Source organism: Megasphaera elsdenii DSM 20460, assembly GCF_003010495.1.
Classification (GTDB): Bacteria; Bacillota; Negativicutes; order Veillonellales; family Megasphaeraceae; genus Megasphaera; species Megasphaera elsdenii.
Genome location: NZ_CP027570.1, coordinates 2,102,771 through 2,122,192 on the forward strand (window position 1 = coordinate 2,102,771; position 19,422 = coordinate 2,122,192).

The 19,422-nt window shown below is 55.1% G+C and carries 17 protein-coding genes and 1 riboswitch; of the genes, 16 read left to right on the forward strand and 1 reads right to left on the reverse strand.

The window, feature by feature from the left end:
* The first annotated feature begins 13 nt into the window (after positions 1-13).
* From C6362_RS09985 to C6362_RS09995, 3 genes are all read left to right on the forward strand, one after another.
* Positions 14-1,000, forward strand: a complete 987-nt coding sequence (locus tag C6362_RS09985; protein WP_014016793.1) for a Gfo/Idh/MocA family protein — start codon at positions 14-16, stop codon at positions 998-1,000.
* Positions 997-2,724 (forward strand): ammonium transporter, encoded by a 1,728-nt coding sequence (locus C6362_RS09990; protein WP_014016792.1) that lies wholly within the window; start codon positions 997-999, stop codon positions 2,722-2,724. The genes C6362_RS09985 and C6362_RS09990 overlap by 4 nt, the downstream gene beginning before the upstream one ends.
* A gap of 107 nt (positions 2,725-2,831) precedes the next feature.
* Positions 2,832-3,752: a metallophosphoesterase family protein gene (locus tag C6362_RS09995; RefSeq protein WP_014016791.1), complete on the forward strand. Its 921-nt coding sequence runs from the start codon at positions 2,832-2,834 to the stop codon at positions 3,750-3,752.
* Between the two features lie 178 nt (positions 3,753-3,930).
* Here the strand turns inward: C6362_RS09995 and C6362_RS10000 are convergent, their stop codons facing one another.
* On the reverse strand, positions 3,931-5,541 hold the full coding sequence (locus C6362_RS10000; protein WP_014016790.1) for a peptide chain release factor 3: 1,611 nt from the start codon (positions 5,539-5,541) through the stop codon (positions 3,931-3,933).
* A 156-nt stretch (positions 5,542-5,697) separates the two neighbouring features.
* Between C6362_RS10000 and C6362_RS10005 the strand changes: the two genes are divergently transcribed.
* From C6362_RS10005 to htpX, 13 genes are all read left to right on the forward strand, one after another.
* A complete protein-coding gene (locus C6362_RS10005) occupies positions 5,698-6,150 on the forward strand; it encodes an RrF2 family transcriptional regulator (protein ID WP_014016789.1) in 453 nt (150 codons plus the stop codon).
* A gap of 12 nt (positions 6,151-6,162) precedes the next feature.
* On the forward strand, positions 6,163-6,639 hold the full coding sequence (locus C6362_RS10010; RefSeq protein ID WP_014016788.1) for a DUF2076 domain-containing protein: 477 nt from the start codon (positions 6,163-6,165) through the stop codon (positions 6,637-6,639).
* A gap of 3 nt (positions 6,640-6,642) precedes the next feature.
* Entirely contained in the window at positions 6,643-7,995 is a 1,353-nt protein-coding gene (locus C6362_RS10015) for an MATE family efflux transporter (protein WP_014016787.1), read from the forward strand.
* Positions 7,992-8,807, forward strand: a complete 816-nt coding sequence (locus C6362_RS10020) for a Cof-type HAD-IIB family hydrolase (RefSeq protein WP_014016786.1) — start codon at positions 7,992-7,994, stop codon at positions 8,805-8,807. Before C6362_RS10015 ends, C6362_RS10020 begins: the two co-directional genes overlap by 4 nt.
* A 278-nt stretch (positions 8,808-9,085) precedes the next feature.
* Entirely contained in the window at positions 9,086-9,904 is an 819-nt protein-coding gene (locus C6362_RS10025) for a transketolase (RefSeq protein ID WP_014016785.1), read from the forward strand.
* On the forward strand, positions 9,904-10,824 hold the full coding sequence (locus C6362_RS10030; protein ID WP_014016784.1) for a transketolase family protein: 921 nt from the start codon (positions 9,904-9,906) through the stop codon (positions 10,822-10,824). Before C6362_RS10025 ends, C6362_RS10030 begins: the two co-directional genes overlap by 1 nt.
* Positions 10,825-10,888: 64 nt before the next feature.
* On the forward strand, positions 10,889-12,397 hold the full coding sequence (locus C6362_RS10035; protein ID WP_014016783.1) for a phosphohexomutase domain-containing protein: 1,509 nt from the start codon (positions 10,889-10,891) through the stop codon (positions 12,395-12,397).
* Between the two features lie 52 nt (positions 12,398-12,449).
* Positions 12,450-12,527, forward strand: a riboswitch (ZMP/ZTP riboswitch).
* A 47-nt stretch (positions 12,528-12,574) separates the two neighbouring features.
* Complete coding sequence (locus tag C6362_RS10040) at positions 12,575-14,254, forward strand: formate--tetrahydrofolate ligase (protein WP_014016782.1); 1,680 nt, start codon at positions 12,575-12,577, stop codon at positions 14,252-14,254.
* A 1-nt stretch (position 14,255) separates the two neighbouring features.
* Positions 14,256-14,876: a cyclodeaminase/cyclohydrolase family protein gene (locus C6362_RS10045; protein ID WP_014016781.1), complete on the forward strand. Its 621-nt coding sequence runs from the start codon at positions 14,256-14,258 to the stop codon at positions 14,874-14,876.
* A 467-nt stretch (positions 14,877-15,343) separates the two neighbouring features.
* Entirely contained in the window at positions 15,344-16,735 is a 1,392-nt protein-coding gene (gene ltrA, locus C6362_RS10050) for a group II intron reverse transcriptase/maturase (protein WP_255411287.1), read from the forward strand.
* A 411-nt stretch (positions 16,736-17,146) separates the two neighbouring features.
* Positions 17,147-17,773, forward strand: coding sequence for a site-2 protease family protein (locus tag C6362_RS10055; protein ID WP_014016780.1), 627 nt, complete (start codon positions 17,147-17,149; stop codon positions 17,771-17,773).
* A 15-nt stretch (positions 17,774-17,788) separates the two neighbouring features.
* The gene (locus tag C6362_RS10060) at positions 17,789-18,334 is read left to right on the forward strand and encodes a hypothetical protein (protein WP_014016779.1); all 546 of its coding nucleotides are present in this window, start codon (positions 17,789-17,791) and stop codon (positions 18,332-18,334) included.
* A gap of 106 nt (positions 18,335-18,440) precedes the next feature.
* Complete coding sequence (htpX, locus tag C6362_RS10065; protein WP_014016778.1) at positions 18,441-19,295, forward strand: zinc metalloprotease HtpX; 855 nt, start codon at positions 18,441-18,443, stop codon at positions 19,293-19,295.
* Positions 19,296-19,422 lie beyond the last annotated feature (127 nt).

Genomic DNA, 19,422 nt, shown 5'->3' on the forward strand with positions numbered 1-19,422 from the left:
AGGGGGAATCGTTATGCCAGCATATCGTTGGGCGACGTTAGGCTGCGGCGTCATCGGCCATGAACTGGCCCAGGCGATGCAGGCCCTGGGCGGGAATTTATACAGTGTCGGCAACCGGACCCATGAGAAGGCCCTGGCTTTTGCTGAAAAATACGGCATCTCCAAGGTCTACGACAGGCCAGAGGATATCTTTGCCGATCCCGACGTCGATATCGTCTATATTTCGACGCCGCATAATACGCATATCCGCTATCTCCTGCCGGCCCTGTCTGCCGGGAAGCACGTGCTCTGCGAAAAATCCATCACCTTGAACAGCCGGGAACTGGATCAGGCCCGGCGCTGTGCTCGGGAACACGGTGTCGTCCTGGCCGAAGCCATGACTTTGTATCACATGCCGGTTTATAAGCAGCTCGCCGAGCTTATCCGCTCCGGGGCCCTGGGGCCGCTGCGGTTCATCCAGATGAATTTCGGCAGTTATAAAGACTATGACATGACGAACCGCTTCTTCAACCGCTCTCTGGCTGGCGGGGCCCTCCTCGATATAGGCGTCTATGCCTTGTCTTTCGTCCGCTATTTCATGAGTTGTCAGCCCGACCAGATTGCGTCACAGGTCCGGCTGGCGCCGACCGGCGTCGATGAACAGGCGGGCATCCTCTTGCAGAACCGGGAAGGGGAAATGGCGACGATTTCCTTATCGCTCCACGCTAAGCAGCCGAAACGGGGCATGGCCGCTTTTGACAAGGGGTATATCGAAATCTACGACTATCCCCGGGCCGATACGGCGACGATCACCTATACGGCCGATGGCCGCCAGCAGGTCCTGCAGGCCGGCAACCAGGCCAAGGCCCTGCAATACGAAATCGTGGATATGGAAAATGCCGTGGCTCATGGTGGCCAGGGCATGTATCTGGATTATACGAAAGAGGTCATGGACCTCATGACGGCCATCCGCCAGCAGTGGGGCCTGACGTATCCGGAAGAAGAGGGGGGAGTACGATGAGTTACTCGGCAATCGATACACTTTGGATTCTCATGGCCGCAGTCCTGGTCTTCTTCATGCAGCCTGGCTTTGCCATGCTCGAAGCGGGTCTGACGCGGGCCAAGAATGCCGGCAACATCGTCATGAAGAATTTCATGGATTTTGCCCTGGCTACGCTGGTTTTCTGGCTGGCCGGTTTTGGCCTCATGTTCGGCCACGATTTGTCCGGCCTCATCGGGGTACCGGATTTCTTTGCCCAGCAAGTGGATTTCACGGCCGGGACACCTTATCCGGACCTGGCCTTTCTGCTCTTCCAGACCGTCCTCTGTGCCGTGACGACAGCCATCGTATCCGGTGCCATGGCGGAACGGACGAAGTTTTCGTCGTATTGTCTGGTCACGATTATCATCAGCCTGATCATTTATCCCGTTGCCGGCCACTGGGTCTGGGGCGGCGGCTGGCTGGGCGCCTTGGGTTTCCATGATTTTGCCGGTGCTTCTGTCGTCAGCCTGACTGGCGGCATCTGTGCCCTGACCGGTGCCAAGGCCCTGGGTCCGCGCATCGGCAAGTATAACCAGGATGGGTCGGTCAATGCCATTCCCGGCCACAGCCTGCCCCTGGCCTGTCTGGGCATGTTCATCTTATGGTTCGGCTGGTTCGGTTTCAATGGCGGCCAGACCCTGTCCTTATCGGGGGAACAGACCCTGCTCAAGGCGGCAGCTATCTTCTTTATCACCAATATCGCAGCCGCTGCCGGGACGACGGCAGCCATGGTGACGACGTGGATCCGCTATGGCAAGCCTGACGTATCCATGACCCTTGACGGCTGTCTGGCTGCACTGGTCGCCATTACGGCCGGCTGTGATGTCGTCAGTGTGCCTGGCGCTTTCTTCATCGGCGCTATCGCCGGTGTCGTCGTCGTCTTCCTCATCGAATTCATTGACCAGAAGCTCCGCATCGACGATCCCATCGGGGCCATTGCGGCCCATGGCGGCTGCGGGGCCTTGGGAACGATTCTGACGGGCTTGTTCAGTGTCAAAGACGGCCTGCTCTATACGGGTGACACCCATTTGCTGCTGGTCCAGATTGCCGGCGTCGCAGCTATCGGCCTGTTCGTCTTCGTCGCCATGACGTTGGTCTTTCGCATCCTCCAGGCGACCATCGGCCTGCGCGTATCGGCAGCCGAAGAAATCAACGGCCTGGACTTCAAGGAAAACGGGCTGGTACCGGCTTACGGCCTGGACCGCGGCGACAGTCTGGAATACTTGTCCGAAGCCTTGAAGGCCGGGGAAGCGCCGCAAGGGGCGAAAGAAATCCCCCTGGACCAGGTCATCCCCGATTCGGTCATGGCCAGTCCCCAGCCGGTCGGCGGCCATGCCATGTATAACGTGACCATCATTACCGATGAGAAGCGGTTCGAAACCTTGAAGGATGCCATGGAAGCCATCGGCATCACGGGCATGACCATTACCCGGGCGCTGGGCTTCGGCATCGAAAAAGGGCGGACCGAATTCTACCGCGGTGCCAAGGTGTCGGCCAAGCTTCTGCCGAAAGTCCGCGTAGAAATGGTCGTTTCCAAAGTATCGCCGCGGACCATCATCGAGACGGCCAAGAAAGTGCTCTATACGGGCAACTACGGTGATGGCAAGGTCTTCGTGTCGGCCATCGATAATGCCGTCAAGATCCGCACCGGCGAAGAAGGATACGACGCCCTGCAGGACTACCCGGTAGCCGCGAAGAAGTAAGCTTTTACGGATATTTCCCTTGATTTTTGCAAAAAATATACAGGCTCTGGCTATACTGAACGTATACAGCCCGAGCCTGTTTTTGTATGGATGAAGGAGGAAATGCCATGTTTGCGTCGTTGTTTGCCAAAAACCAAGCCCAGCCTCAGCGGAATTATTCCCGCCTGGTCATCATCAGTGATTTCCATTATCCCTGTAAGAACCTGGTCCCGCCGAAGGAACGCCTGATGCGGATGGCCGCCAAAGAAAGGGTGCTCCAGGAAATGAATGACTGGCGGGACCTGGACCTGGCTGTCTTTACAGGGGACATGGTCCAGCGCAACGGCGATGCTGCCGAATACCGCCTGGTGCGCCTCGTCGTCAATGGATTGAAGAAACGCAAGGCTTTCATTGCTGGAAATCACGAACTGCTCTATACGGGCCATCATGGCGAACTGCGCCCTGGGAGCTGCACGGAACGGATCATTCACTTTGCCCGTTATACGAAGACCTTCGGACCGCTCTATTATGCCAAAGAACAGGCAGGCTACCTCTTGGTCTTTTTATCGCCTGATACGGTAACTGGCGGCGCAGCCGTCGAATTATCCCATCAGCAGCTGGCCTGGCTGGACCAGACCCTGGCCGCCCATCGCCAGCAGCCGACGATCATCTTCTGCCATGCCCCGCTGGAACAGACGGCCGTATCGAGCCGTCCTGGCATCAGCCTGCCGTCGCCGCGCAATTCTGTCCAGCCGGCAGCTGATATCCGTACTATCCTGGCCCGCCATCACCAGGTCCGCCTGTGGGTATCCGGCCATACCCATACGATGCCAAGCGATGCCACCTTCATGGATGACGCCAATTACTATGAAGGCCGCGTCCTCAACGTCTATAACAGCGATTGGGATGAAGACACGATTTACACTAACTCCCTCTACCTTTACGAAGACCACATACTCGTCCGGACCTATGACCATAGCCAGGGGACCTGGATCCCGGCCTTCGACCGCACCGTGGTCCTGCCGGAATGGTGCTGCCTCACGGCTTAAAGGCGCCTTTGGCGCCGTGGGTCGTTTGCCGTGATTCGTGGTTCGTAGGAGCGTCCACGTGGGACGCCCGCGCGAATCCTGTGTACAGCCTGTCCGGTATTTCTACGAATTTTCGCCAAACGACTCACGACCCACGATACACAAAAAAGCTGCCGCGTAAGCGGCAGCTTTTTTTAACTCATTCTTCAGGTTCATCGATGGCGAGTTGATCCGGTGTGGTGCAGAAGGTAAATTCCGGGTTCCGTTCTACGATCCAGTTGGTCTGCCATTCGTTGGCGATGAGGAGGACGACGCGCTGTTTGTGGTCTTTGACGATCATGGCGCTGTCGATGTTCTTCAATTCCTTGTAGTCGTGGCCGTTGTCCTGGATCCAGCGGGCGACGGTGTAGGGCAGGCGGTTCATTTCCAGGTCGACGCCGTATTCGTGTTTCAGGCGGTATTCCAGAACTTCGAACTGGAGTTGCCCGACGGCACCGACGATGTAGCTTTCCATGGAGCCCAGGTTTTCATAAATCTGGACGGCCCCTTCCTGGGCCAGCTGGGTCATGCCCTTGAGGAACTGTTTACGCTTCATCGAGTCTTTGGCGCGGATGCGGGCGAAGAGTTCCGGCGGGAAGGTCGGGAAGTCCTTGAAGGTGACTTTTTTCTTGCCCGAATAGAGGGTGTCGCCGACGCCCATGGTGCCGTTATCGAAGACGCCGATGATGTCTCCCGGGTAAGCATCTTCGACGATGGTCCGTTCCGTGGCCAGGAACTGCTGGGGCTGCATGAGGCGCAGGGTCTTGCCCGACTGGCGGTGGGTGACGGTCATGCCTTTTTCGAATTTGCCCGAGCAGATGCGCATGAAGACGATGCGGTCGTGATGCTGGGGGTTCATGTTGGCCTGGATCTTGAAGACGAACGACGTGAACTGGTCCGATGTCGGTTCGACGACGCCTTCCAGACATTTGCGCGGCTGCGGCTTCGGTGCCATACGCAGAAATTCTTCCAGGAAAGGCTTGACGCCGAAGTTGGTCATGGCCGAACCGAAGAACATCGGCGTCAGTTCGCCGCGCTTGACCTTTTCCATGTCGAATTCGTCGCCTGCTTCGTCGAGGAGCTCGATGTCGTCGATGAGACCCTGGTGGACGTCTTCATCGAGGAGTTCCTTGAAAATCGGGTCGTCGGCAGAGCCTTTGGTCGATGCCAGTTTGCGCTGGCCGTGGGTCGTGTCTTTTTCAAAGAGTTCGATAGACGACGAAGCCCGGTCGTAGATGCCCTGGTAGTTTCCGTTCAGGCCGATAGGCCAGTTCATAGGATAGGCGTGGATGCCAAGGATGTCTTCGATTTCATCCATGAGGTCGAAGGGGTTGCGGCCGAAGTGGTCGATTTTATTGACGAAGGTGAAGATGGGAATGCCCCGTTCTTTACAGACGCGGAAAAGTTTCTTTGTCTGGGCTTCGACGCCTTTGGCGACGTCGATGAGCATGACGGCGCTGTCGGCAGCCATGAGGGTCCGGTACGTATCTTCACTGAAGTCCTGATGGCCCGGCGTATCGAGAATATTGATGTGATGGCCTTCGTAGTCGAACTGAAGGACCGAACTGGTGACAGAGATACCACGCTGTTTTTCGATTTCCATCCAGTCCGAAACGGCGTGCTTCGCCGTCTTTCTGGCTTTGACGGAACCGGCCAGGTGGATAGCACCTCCGTAGAGCAGTAATTTTTCAGTCAGCGTCGTCTTACCAGCATCAGGGTGGGAGATGATGGCAAAAGTACGGCGATTATTTACTTCATCGATTAATGACATAGTACACCTCATCTGTAGTTAAAGCTAAAACATGCAAACACTATTTATTATATCGGGTTTTTCTGGGAACCGCAAGCGATTTACGGCTAGCATTTCTTGCCATTTCACGTTATAATAGACTTAAACTATACAGAATGAGAAGGAGCGTCTTACATCGTGATTATTACCAGAGAAACAGATTATGCCATCCGCATTTTACGGTCCCTGGCTGATTTACAATTGAAGAATATCCGGGAAATCAGTGATGAACAAATGGTACCCCGGCAATTTGCCTATAAGATTTCTAAAAAGCTCGAACGGGCCGGTTTCATCGAAATCATCCGCGGCGCCCAGGGCGGCTGCCGCCTGACCCGGGATTTGCATGACATTACCCTCATGGACATCATCAACGTCATGGAACGGGAAAATATGATCACCAGCTGCCTGGATGGCGATTTCCAATGCCCCTATCATCGCCGTTACGGTTTCTGCGACGTCCACGAAGCCCTGGCTGGCGTACAGGGCAAGCTGTCGGCTTATTTGGCGACGATCCATTTGTATGACATCATGTTCCCCCACGGCGGCCCGGCGCCTGTGAAAGCGTCAGGGGCATCGCGGGACGCATTATAAAGGAGAAATTTTATGAAAAAAAAGACGTTTATTGCCGTTTGCATGTTTGCCTTATGGATGGCCCTGATTTTGCCGGCCATGCCGTCTTCCGTACAGGCTGCCAAAGGCGGTGGCGGTGTCCGCGTGTCGGCGCCGAAATCGCTGCCGGCGCCAAAGGCGGTGACGCCGAAAACCGGGACGGGCACAAAGGCAGCGCCCAATACGGGCAATACGAAACCCATCCAGGCTCAGCCGCGCAAGGCGGAAAGCCCGCAGGCCAATACGAACCGGACGACGTCTTCGTCCCGTCTGGGAAGCGTCATGCGTGGTGTCGGCCTCTTTGCCGGCGGCATGTTCCTGGGCAGTATGCTCAGCCATTTCTTTGGCTGGGGGTCCCTGGGCTGGGGCGCCGACATCCTCGGATTGTTAGTGAATATTTTCATTTTCTATCTGGTCATCAAAGGCATAACTTCCCTTTGGCGCTGGCTTCGCAACCGTCGAAGCAGGTGACGTATGGACGAGTCATTTATGAAAGAACGGGCCATTTTGCCGCTCATCGTTTCCATGTCTCTGCCAGCCGTCGTGTCGATGATCGTCAATTCGCTCTATAATATTGTCGACAGCCTGTTCGTCGCCATGATTAGCGAACAGGCTATGACAGCTGTGTCCCTGGTCTTTCCGATGCAGAACTTCGTCAATGCTGTCTGCATCGGCTTTGGCGTCGGCCTGAATGCTATCATTTCCATCTGTCTCGGTGCGGGCCAGAAGGGGACAGCTGACGTAGCCGCGACACATGGCGTCTTCCTGGCTGTCATCCATGGTTTGGTCATGACGGCAGGCTGTATTTGGGCTGTGCCGGCTTTTTTATGGGCCTTTACGCAGGATGCCGGGCTCATCGACCTAGGCCTGCGCTATGCCGTCATCGTCTTTGCCTTTTCTACGATCCTCAGCGTCGACTTGGTTTATGAAAAGATGTTCCAAGCCGTTGGCCGCATGCAGGTTACTATGGTTGGCTTGTCTTTGGGCTGCCTGGTCAACATCATTGGCGACCCGATCCTCATTTTTGGCCTGGGACCGATTCCGGCCATGGGGATTGAAGGCGCGGCCTGGGCGACGGGCTTGGGCCAGACGGTGAACCTGCTCTTCTACGCCTTTATCTGTCACTGGCGGCCGCTGCGGGTCGAAGTCCGCCGCTGCCATCTCCATTGGGATATCGAACTCGATAAACGGCTCTATGGCATCGGCATCCCGGCAGCCCTCAACATGGGCTTGTCGTCGGTTTTCCTCGTCGCCTTGAACCATTTCTTGGCGCCTTTTTCGCCGACTTATATTTTCATTCTCGGCGTCTATTATAAGCTCCAGACCTTTCTTTCTATGCCGACAAATGGTATCATTCAAGGTGTACGGCCGTTGATTGGCTATAATTACGGAGCTGGGGAATTGGGCCGCGTGCGCTCTATCTATCGGACGACGCTCGTTCTCAACGGCCTGATCATGATGGCAGGCTTGATCATCTGTCTGACTATACCGGACGTCCTCATGGGCTGGTTCACGTCTCGTCAGGAAACCATCGCAGCTGGCGCGTCGGCCTTGAGCATCATTGCCTGGGGGAGCGTGCCGTCGGCTTTGTCCATTACGGCGTCTGGCGCTCTGGAAGGGCTGGGGAAGGGCAACCCGTCCTTTGCCATCACGCTGTTGCGCTACGTTGTCATCAGCCTGCCGGCGGCGTGGCTCCTCTGCCGCGTCTTTGGCCCTGATGGCGTGTGGCACGCCTTCTGGATCTTTGAATGTCTGGCAGCGCTCGCAGCCTGGAAGATTTATGACTACTATGCCCCAGCCGTTACGACAGAAAAGGAGTCGACATGAAGTATAAAATCATTGCTTGTGATATGGATGAAACGCTGCTCAGCAGCGATGCGACGATTTGCCAGCGCAACATCGAAGCCATTACGGCGGCCATCGCCAAAGGTGTAAAATTCGTTCCCTGTACGGGTCGGGGGTTCCGTTCCATCGAAGGCGTCTTGAGGACTCTGGGGCTCTACGACCAGGCGGACCAGTATGTCATTGGTTTTAATGGGGCCCATATTACGGAAAATAAGGGCAGCCGATCCCTTTTCTGGAATCCCATTCCTTTCGACTTGGCCGACCGGATTTTCCGTCGCTGCTGTGCATACGGTCAATGTATGCATATCTATACGCGTGATGTCGTCTATATCACGAATATCACACCCGATGAAGAAGCGTTCCTCCACGGCCGCATGGGGTACGTGCCCGTCGAAGCGGAGAGCCTCGATTTCATCCGCGGCAAAGAAGAAGTCTGCAAGCTCATCGTGACTAATACGGATTACGAGTATCTACAGCAGATACACGCCGAAATCCGCCCCTTGTTGGACGATATTACCGTCAGCTTTTCCAGTAACCGCTATATTGAATTCATGCACCGCGGCGTCAATAAGGGGGCGGGCTTGTGGAAACTGGCCGACCTCCTGGGCGTGCCTTATGGAGAAACCCTGGCCATTGGCGACAACATCAATGATACGGATATGCTCAAAGCGGCTGGCCTTTCCGTCGGCGTCCACAATCTCAACCCCATCATCCGCCCGTATTGCGACGTCGTCACCGACGCCACCAATGATGAAGGTGCCGTAGCCGAAGCTATCGAGAAGTATGTGTTGTGAGCGTGGTTCGTGGCTCGTAAGAAACTGAACTGCGAAGGCCGCGGCTGTAGGTCGCAGACCGTAAGCCTCTCCTAATAGGAGAGGTGGCCCGCAGGGCCGGAGAGGTTGAACCTCTCAGTCAGCTGTGCTGACAACTCTCCTATGAAGAGAGCCAATGGGCATTTACATCTAAAGCCATCCACTAACAACTAACCACTAGTCACTAACAACTTAAAAGGAGCTGTCGCGATGCGACAGCTCCTTTTGTGCTATAATATAAGGCAAAAGGGGGCTTTCTCATGGATAGCAAAGAATTGAGCCGTCATGCGGCTCACGTGCGGCGGAATATCGTCAAGATGGTCACCCTGGCCCAGTCCGGTCATCCCGGCGGCTCTTTGTCCATCGTCGATATGCTGCAAGTCTTGTATTTCGATGTCATGCGGATCGATCCCAAGCGGCCTCATTGGCCGGACCGGGACCGCTTCGTCCTTTCCAAAGGCCATACAGTACCGGCCCTGTATGCGACGCTGGCTGAACGGGGATTTTTCCCGGAAGACGAATTGTGGCACCTGCGCCAGTGCGGTGCTATGCTCCAAGGCAATCCCGACATGAATACGACGCCGGGTATCGACATGACGACGGGATCCCTGGGACAGGGATTGTCCGCGGCTAACGGCATGGCCATGACGGCCAAGCTGGACGGAGCCGATTGGCGGGTCTACGTCATCGCCGGCGACGGTGAAATCGAAGAAGGCCAGATCTGGGAAGCGGCTATGTCAGCAGCTCAGTATAAGCTGGATAACCTGACGCTGTTCATCGACCACAACGGCCTGCAGATCGACGGGTCCAATGAAGAAGTCATGGACGTCATGCCCATTGCCGACAAGTTCCGGGCCTTTCGCTGGAACGTCCTGGAAATCGACGGCCACGATTATGATGCCATCTGCGCTGCATTGCGGCAGGCTCAGGCCGTGAAAGGGAAGCCGACAGTCATCATCGCCCAGACCGTCAAGGGCAAAGGCGTATCGTTCATGGAAAATGCCGTGTCCTGGCATGGCAAGGCGCCGACGAAAGAAGAATGTGAACGGGCGTTACGTGAATTAGGGGGCGAAGGCTGATGGCAATGGCAACACGTGATGCTTACGGGCATCTCTTAGAAACGGAATTGTATAAAAATCCCAAGATCGTCGTCCTCGACGCCGACCTGGGCTCGTCGACGCGGTCCATCGCTTTTAAGGAGGTCGCGCCGGAACGCTACTTCGACATGGGCATTTCCGAACAGGATATGATGGGGACAGCTGCCGGCTTTGCCGCTTGCGGCAAGATTCCCCTGGCCAGCACCTTTGCCGTTTTCGGTACAGGCCGTGCTTTTGAACAGATCCGCAACTCCATCTGCCTGCCGCGGCTCAACGTCAAAATCTGTGCGACCCATGCCGGCCTCAGCGTCGGAGAAGACGGGGCGACCCACCAGTCCGTCGAAGACATGGCTATCATGCGCAGCCTGCCGAACATGACCGTCGTCTGTCCTGCTGATGGAGCGGAAACGGAAGCTGTCATCCGGGCGGCTGTCGCCCATGATGGGCCAGTCTACGTGCGCATGGGTCGTGCCCCAGTCGACGATATCTACCAGCATGGCTGCCCCTTCCAGTGGGGGAAGGGGACAATGCTGCGCGACGGCTGTGATGCCGCTGTCATCGCAACGGGACTCATGGTCCAGGAAGCCTTGAAAGCGGCTGACATCCTGGCTAACCGGGGGCGCCAGGTCATGGTCATCGACATGGCCGCTATCAAGCCCCTGGACGAAGACCTGGTCGTCGCTGCGGCCAAACAGACGGGTTTCGTCGTCACAGCTGAAGAACACAGCGTCATCGGCGGCCTGGGCAGTGCCGTGGCAGAAACCTTGTCGCGCCGCCATCCGACCCGCCAGGCCTATGTCGGCATCGATGATTGTTTCGGCGAATCGGGCAAGGCCGGAGAACTCTTGCAGAAATACGGCCTTACGGCAGAGGCCATCGTCAAGGCTTGCCTTTTGGCCTGATTTTCAGTATGATAAAAAGCGGCGGACCTCGGTGCGCTAAATTGAAGAAAGGAAACATGAATACATGATTTCTACAGAAGCAATGATGAAATTACAGAATGGCAGTGATGTCCGCGGCGTCGCCGTTGCCGGCGTCCCCGGTGAAGACGTCACGTTGGTACCGGAAGCGGTCAACCGCATTGCCGCTGGCTTTGCCAAGTTTTTGGCGAAGAAGCTGAATAAACAGGTGAGTGACTTGCACATTGCCGTCGGCCACGATTCCCGTGTATCGGCAGCTATGATGAAAGAAGCCGTCTTCGGCGGCCTCCTCGGTCAAGGCGTCCACGTCACGGATTGCGGCCTGGCTTCGACACCGGCTATGTTCATGTCCATCATTTTTGAAGATACTCACATGGATGGCTCCATCATGATTACGGCCAGCCATTTGCCGTATAACCGCAACGGATTGAAATTCTTTACCGTCGACGGCGGTCTGGAAAAGAGCGAGGTCACGGAAGTCCTGAGCCTGGCTTCCCAGTCGTCGGCCATGGCTGTCTCGTCGGCTGCCATTGCCTCGCTGGACCTGATCGACCTCTATTCGCTGCATCTGCGCCGCAAGATCTGCGCCGGCCTCTGTGCCGGGATGTACGACCGTCCTTTGGAAGGGATGCACATCGTCGTCGATGCCGGCAACGGCAGCGGCGGATTCTTTGCCACCAAGGTCCTTTCTGAACTCGGCGCCGATACGACGGGCAGCCAGTTCCTCGAACCGGATGGCATGTTCCCGAACCATATCCCTAACCCGGAAAATGCCGACGCCATGGCGTCGATCCGCCAGGCCGTCCTCGACAACAAAGCCGACCTGGGCCTCATCTTCGACACCGACGTCGACCGCATGAGCGCCGTCCTGCCCGATGGGAAAGAAATCAACCGCAATGCCCTCATCGCTATGATGGCCGCTATCCTGGCGCCCGATTATCCTGGCAGCACCATCGTCACCGACTCGGTCACGTCGGATGAACTGACGACGTTCCTCCAGGATGAACTCCACTTGGTCCATCACCGCTACATGCGGGGCTATAAAAATGTCATCGACGAATGTATCCGCCTCAACGAGGCCGGCACGGTCTCGCCGCTGGCCATCGAAACGTCGGGCCACGGTGCGCTGAGCGAAAACTACTACCTCGACGACGGTGCCTACCTGGCGGTCAAACTGCTCATCGCTGCGGCGAAAGCCAAGAAAGAAGGCAAACAGCTCGGCGACCTCATCGCCAAACTGGGCCATCCGGCAGAAGGCGTCGAATTTCGCTTGAAAATCACCGGCACTGATGGTGTCCAGGCCTATGGCGCTGACGTGCTCAAACAGTTCGAAGACCGGGCCGCTGCAGCCGGCATTTCCATCGCCAAGCCGTCCTATGAAGGCGTGCGCCTCGTATTCCCCAACGGCTGGGCCCTGTTGCGCATGTCCCTCCACGACCCGAACATGCCGCTGAATATCGAAAGCAGGGAAAAAGGCGGCTGCCAGCAGATCGCCAGCCAGGTGAAAGGCCTGCTTACGGGCTTTGAACACCTCGATACCAGCGTAATCCAGTAAGACGTAACGAAAAGAACCCTTGACCCAAGGGTTCTTTTTTTGTATAATAAGGCCATAATCATGTGACTGACGGAAGTGGAGTTACCACGGGGAGCATGATTTCTTGAAGCCGACCGTCTGGGCAAACTTCCAGCGGAGCGGCCTTTTTTTATGCAGAGAACAGGAGTGACAACTACTATGGCAAAGGTATTGAGCGATATCGAAATTGCACAGCAGACGAAATTGGAACCGATTACGGCCATTGCAAACCAAGTCGGCCTCACCGATGATGACTTGGAACTCTACGGAAAATATAAAGCAAAGATTTCTTTTGACGCCATCAAACGCCTCTCGAAGAACGAAGATGGGAAACTGGTCCTGGTCACGGCCATTACGCCGACGCCGGCCGGCGAAGGCAAGACCTTGACGACCATCGGCCTGGCCCAGGCCCTGAACTACATGGGTCATAAAGCCGTCGTCGCCCTGCGCGAACCGTCCCTGGGACCGGTCTTCGGCATCAAAGGCGGTGCTGCCGGCGGTGGTTACTCCCAGGTCCTGCCGATGGAAGACATCAACCTGCATTTTACCGGCGACATGCATGCCATTACGGCTGCCAACAACCTCTTGGCCGCAGCCATCGATAATCACGTCCACCAGGGCAATGCCCTGCGCATCGACGTGCGCCGCGTCATCTGGAAGCGCGTCATGGACATGAACGACCGGGCCCTGCGCAACATCGTCGTCGGCATGGGCGGCAAAGTCTGCGGTTTCCCGCGGGAAGACCACTTCATGATTACTGTCGCATCGGAAATCATGGCAGCCCTCTGCCTGGCCAGTGACCTCATGGACCTCAAGAAACGCATGGGCGACATCACCGTAGCCTATGACCTGGACGGCAATCTGGTCACGGCCCGCCAGCTCGGCGTCGAAGGGGCTATGGCCATCCTCATGAAGGATGCCATCAAACCGAACCTGGTCCAGACTATCGAACACACGCCGGCCCTGGTCCACGGCGGGCCTTTCGCCAATATCGCCCACGGATGTAACTCCGTCGTCGCTACTAAACTAGCTATGAAGATGGGGGACATCGCCGTTACAGAAGCCGGTTTTGGTGCCGACTTGGGTGCTGAAAAATTCATGGACATCAAATGCCGTTTCGCCGGTATCAAACCGGATGCCGTCGTCATCGTCGCCACGGTCCGTGCCTTGAAGATGCATGGTGGCGTCGACAAGAAGAACTTGCAGGAAGAAAATGTCGAAGCTTTGAAGAAGGGCTTTGCCAACCTGGCAAAACATATCGAAAATATGCGTCTCTTCGACGTGCCTGTCGTCGTAGGCATCAATAAATTTATCAGCGATACAGACGAAGAAATCGCAACGCTCCGTAAACTCTGCGAAGATTACGGCGTCGAAGTCGCCCTCAACAACTGCTGGGCCGAAGGAGGCAAAGGCGGCGTCGAAATGGGCGAAAAAGTCCTGAAACTGCTGCAACAGCCCAAGACGCCGTACAAACCGCTGTACGACGTCAACGATTCCATTCCCAAGAAGATGGAAACCATCGTCAAGAAAGTCTACGGCGGCGACGGCGTCATCTTCGAAGGCAACGCCCAGAAACAGATCAAAGAATTGGAAGCTTTTGGCCTCGACAAAATGCCGATTTGTGTGGCCAAGACGCAGTACTCCCTGTCCGATAACCCGGCGCTCCTCGGTGCGCCCAAGGGCTTCAAGGTCACGGTCAAGGACGTCCGCGTCTGCACCGGTGCCGGCTTCATCGTCTGCCAGACGAGCAACATCATGACCATGCCGGGCCTGCCGAAAGTACCGGCTGCCAACCGCATGGACATCGACGAAAACGGCGTCATTACGGGATTGTTCTAAGATGGATTTTACACAATTCCAATCCATGCCCCTGGACGGGCTCCTGGAAGTCACGGCTTCTAAGGAACCCGTTCCCGGTGGCGGCGGCATCGCCGCCATGACGGCGGCATCGGCAGCCGCTCTCGTAGAAATGGTCGCCAACCTGACCATCGGCAAGAAAGGTTATGACGAAATCGAGAAACTCATGGTTTCCATTCGCGACAAGGCCCATGGCCTGCGCCAGCGGTACCTCGACGGCATCGCCGAAGACGCCGCCGCTTTTGACAGCGTCATCCGCGCTGTCCGCCTGCCCAAGGACACACCGGACCGGGCGGCCACGGTCCAGCAGGCCTTCAAGGATGCGGCCATATCGCCGTTTGAATTGGGGAAGGACATCTTTGTCCTCCTCCAGCTGGCAGAACAAGTCGTCCGCTACGGCAACGCCTGGGTCATCACCGATGGCGTCATCGCCACCATGAATGCCAGGGCCGCCATGCGCTCGGCTTTCTACAGCGTCCGCATCAATTTGAAATCCATCAAAGACGAAACCTTCGTGAAGCAGATGATCAACGAAATCCGCGAAATCGAAGAAAAAGCGGCCATCGTCGAACAAAACGTAGAATACGAATACCGGAAGCGGTGAAAAAAAGCTTGTCGCACGTGCGACAAGCTTTTTTTGTAGGTGCGCCCGGCATGGGCGCACTCTAATGGGTGAAAGTCCCTAAGCCGCCCGGTAGCGGGAAGGCTATAGCCAGAACCAAGGGTGTCCATCGTGAGATGGAATCTGAAGGAAGGTCGAGGCAAATCTCTGGTCTGACGAACAGAAATCACATAAGGCTAGTCATGGGGATAAGGCCGCCTAACAGGTTGAAGTCCCATAGCTACACGGAACCATGAATAGTAGATGTGGCAGACACATGGAGAGAAAGAGTGCGTTCTTACCCGGGGAGGCCTCATGGACATGATGGTGCCATATAGATTGGACATCATGGTTGAAATAAGATTTATCATGAGGAGTCAGCCGAGGCCATAGTACCTTATGGGCTATAGACCATGAGGAAAGGGCCGAATCCTAGGAGATGTTAGTTAATGAAAGTAACCAATCATGGAATGAAAGACAGAAAACTTCATCAAGAAGGCTGTCCACAAAAAGAGGTTGCGGAACAACCGGGATATGTGGAAGCGTCTGCCCATGCGAGGATTGCTGAACACAACGACATCATTGCAAGCTTGCCAGCGGACAGTCTGTTGAAGCAGATTTTATCACGAGACAACTTAAATGGTGCCTATAAGAAGGTAAAGTCTAATCGAGGAACCGGCGGGGTCGACAGGATGAGTGTAGATGAACTTCTACCCTACCTGCGGGAACATCGCCTGGACCTCCTTCAGCAAATACGGAATGGGAAATATAAGCCCCAGCCAGTCCGTCGGGTTGAAATACCCAAAGAGGAAAAAGGGAAATTCCGGAAATTAGGAATCCCTACGGTCGTAGACCGCATGATACAACAGGCGATTACGCAGGTTCTTGTGCCTATCTACGAGCCACAGTTTTCAGATAGCAGTTTCGGGTTCCGTCCCAAACGGGGCGCCCACGATGCGTTGAAACAATGCCAGGCCTATGCAGATGAGGGCTATGTCTACGTCGTAGACATGGACTTGGAGAAATTTTTCGACAATGTCTGCCAAAGCAAATTGATAGAAGTTCTGTCAAGGAGCGTAAAAGACGGCCGGGTCATCTCGCTGATACACCAATATCTCCATGCTGGTGTTATCCGGCATGGGATGTTCGAACGAAGTGAACAGGGGGTTCCCCAAGGAGGGCCATTGAGTCCGCTCTTGAGTAACATCATGCTGAATGAGCTGGATAAGGAGCTGGAACGGCGCGGACATAAATTTGTCCGCTATGCAGATGACTGCATGATACTCTGCAAAAGCAGAAGAAGTGCCGAAAGGACCTTGGAAAGCATCACTCGATATATTGAGAAGAAATTATTTCTCAAGGTGAATCGAAATAAGACGCACGTAGCCCACATCCGCTATGTTAAATATCTGGGATATGGCTTCTACCAAAAGAATGGAAAATGCCGACTCCGGGTGCATCCGAAATCCATTACTAAGATGAAAGACCGTTTGCGGTTTATATTGAAACGAAGCAATGGAAAAGGAAACGAAGTGAGAGCCCTTCTATTGAAACGATTCATAAAGGGATGGGTGAATTACTTTAAACTAGCGAATATGAAGGAACTGCTAATTCAAATTGACAGATGGATTCGACGCAAAATACGAACCATATACTGGAAACAATGGAAGAAGGTACGGACGAAACACCGGATGATAAGCCAATACGGCGCGCCCAAGTGGGTAGTGTTGGAAATGGCTAACTGCCGAAAAGGTCCGTGGCGAGCAGCGGCAATGCTGAACTCAGTTCTTACGAATAAAGAAATAGCCCGCCTTGGCTACATAACCATGACGAGCTATTACAAGCAAGTATGCGAAAACTAGGAAACCGCCGTGTACCGAACGGTACGCACGGTGGTGTGAGAGGTCGGGATTTCTACTCAGAAATCCCTCCTACTCGATCTAGCAGTTACAAACTCCATACTACAAACTATGAAGTAAAAGACAAGCATTCATTTCCATCGCTTGCGATACCGTAGGGGACGCCCAAAGGGCGTCCCGCTGTGAATCGTGGGTATGACCATTCTGGGATATGGGGCTTTTTTTCACGCATCACCCGTCATGCATTACGTGTGCACCATCGTTTCAGGCGGGCCGCCTTACCAGGTCGGCCCCTACGAATCCAGGGAACCCGGGTCGGATAGGAAGCCGCTTATTCCCCACAAGCCACGAGCCACATCTTGTTATCTTCTCCTGGATACCGTATAATAGAAATATTAACGAAAGGAGAATTCTATGTTCGATTTTAATATACTTTCTATTATCGCCGGCCTTCCGGGCCTGCTCATTGCCATGGTCGTCCATGAATACGCTCATGCCCAGGTAGCGGACTGGATGGGCGATGATACGCCGCGTATGACTGGGCGGCTGACGTTGAATCCCGTTGCCCATATCGATCCGGTCGGGTTAATTATGCTCCTCGTGGCGCAGTTCGGCTGGGCCAAGCCGGTCATGATCAATCCGGGGAACTTTCGCAACTGGCGGAAAGGGGAAATCTGTGTATCCCTGGCCGGGCCCATGTCCAATCTCCTCATGGCCTTCCTGGCCCTGGTCGTCGAAGTCATTTTCGTCAAGGCCCATCTCTTTACGACGACAGCCCTGCCCATGGTCCTTCACCTCATTGTCTTGTACAATGTCAACTTTGCCATTTTCAACATGATTCCCTTGCCGCCCCTCGACGGTTCGCGGGTCCTCATGTGCTTTTTGCCGACGTCGTGGAATTATAAGCTGGCCAGCCTGGAACGCTACAGCTTCCTCATCCTCATCGCCTTGATGATGACGCCGTTCTTCACGTATATCCTCATTCCCTTGCAGCGCCTGGTCTTCGCGCTGTTCAGCTTGATCCTGGCACCGTTTTTATAAAGGAGGCGCGTTTCTATGATGTACAAAAAAGTAATGGCTTCGGCCTTGTTGTGGGCAGCCTTAACGGCTTCGGCCGGTGCTTTTGATTATAATCAGTCTGTCGATGAAATCGCGGAAAGCCCGCTTACGGCCTATCAGACAGTCTATCTCGGCATGCCCCGGGCCGATTTCGATGCCAATTTCTCCATCCTGCCGGACTGGACGTTTTACGGCAGCTCCGTGTCCTTTACGGAACGGGCCGAACGGACGTCGGTCGTCAAGAACGTATCGGTCACGGAAGGCATTGAAATCTTTTCGGCCGACACGTCGGCCAAGGGCAAGGTCCTGGCTTTCGACAATTACTTCAAGACGACCGACAAGGCGACGGCCAAGAGTATTTATTCCCGCCTGGTCGCCACGATTTATTCCAATATGGAAAATTTCCCGGTCAAACAGACCAGCAAAGAAGTGGAATGGACCCAGGATGACGTATCGATTACCGTCGCTTTTGACGGCCAAAAGGACAGCGACGGGAACTATATCGTCTATATCCGGCGCTACAACAACAAGATATTGAAGTAACCTCTTTATTGACAACCATATTGACAACGAACATAAGACCGTATATAATGAGAATGTAAACAATTTTACCTTTTGACTTTTAGCTTCTTGATAAGGAGTTGATTTTATGAATCGCGTAAAAACGGTATTCCTCATGACGGCCCTGGCCGGTATCCTCATGGCCATCGGCGGCCTTATCGGCGGACGCAGCGGCGTCATGGTCATGTTCCTCATCGCTACGGGCATGAACTTCATTTCCTACTGGTTCAGTGATTCCATGGTCCTTAAAGCCTATCGGGCGCAGGAAGTTGGGGAAGACCATTACCTGTACCGTATCGTTGCCGACCTGGCTCAGCGGGCGGAACTGCCCATGCCGAAAGTTTACATCATCCCGACGGAGGTACCCAATGCCTTTGCTACGGGCCGAAGCCCCTCCCATGCCGCCGTTGCGGCAACTGCCGGAATTTTGGATCTTCTCGACGAAGATGAAATCCGCGGCGTCCTGGCCCATGAAATGAGCCATATCCTGCATCGGGATATCCTCATCAGTACCATCGTCGCCACGTTTGCCAGTGCCATCGGCATGATCGCCAACATTGCCCAGTGGGCCGCCATCTTCGGCGGCGGCCGCGATGATGATGGCGACGGCAATCCCATCGCCCTCTTGGTGACGGCTATCGTCGCGCCCCTGGCCGCTTCTATCATCCAGCTCGGCATCTCCCGGACAAGGGAATACATGGCCGATGAAGAAGGGGGACGCATGATCGATGACCCCATCGCCCTGGCCCGGGCCTTAGCGAAAATCGACAACTACGCCCATCATTACGCCCTGCCCGGCGCGACCAAGGCGACGGCCCACATGTGCATCATCAATCCCTTCGCCGGTGCCGGCAGTGCCATTGCCAACCTGTTCAGCACCCATCCGCCGACAGAACAGCGCATCGAACGCTTGGAAGAACTGGACAAAGAATTACATGATTAATGTTTTACCGTAGGGGCCGTCCTAAAAGGCGGCCCGCCTGCTTCCTTTATCATGGCGAGTCGCCCTTGGGGCGCCCCCTACAGAAAAAAGGCTTGTCGCACATGCGACAAGCCTTTTTCTATTGCAT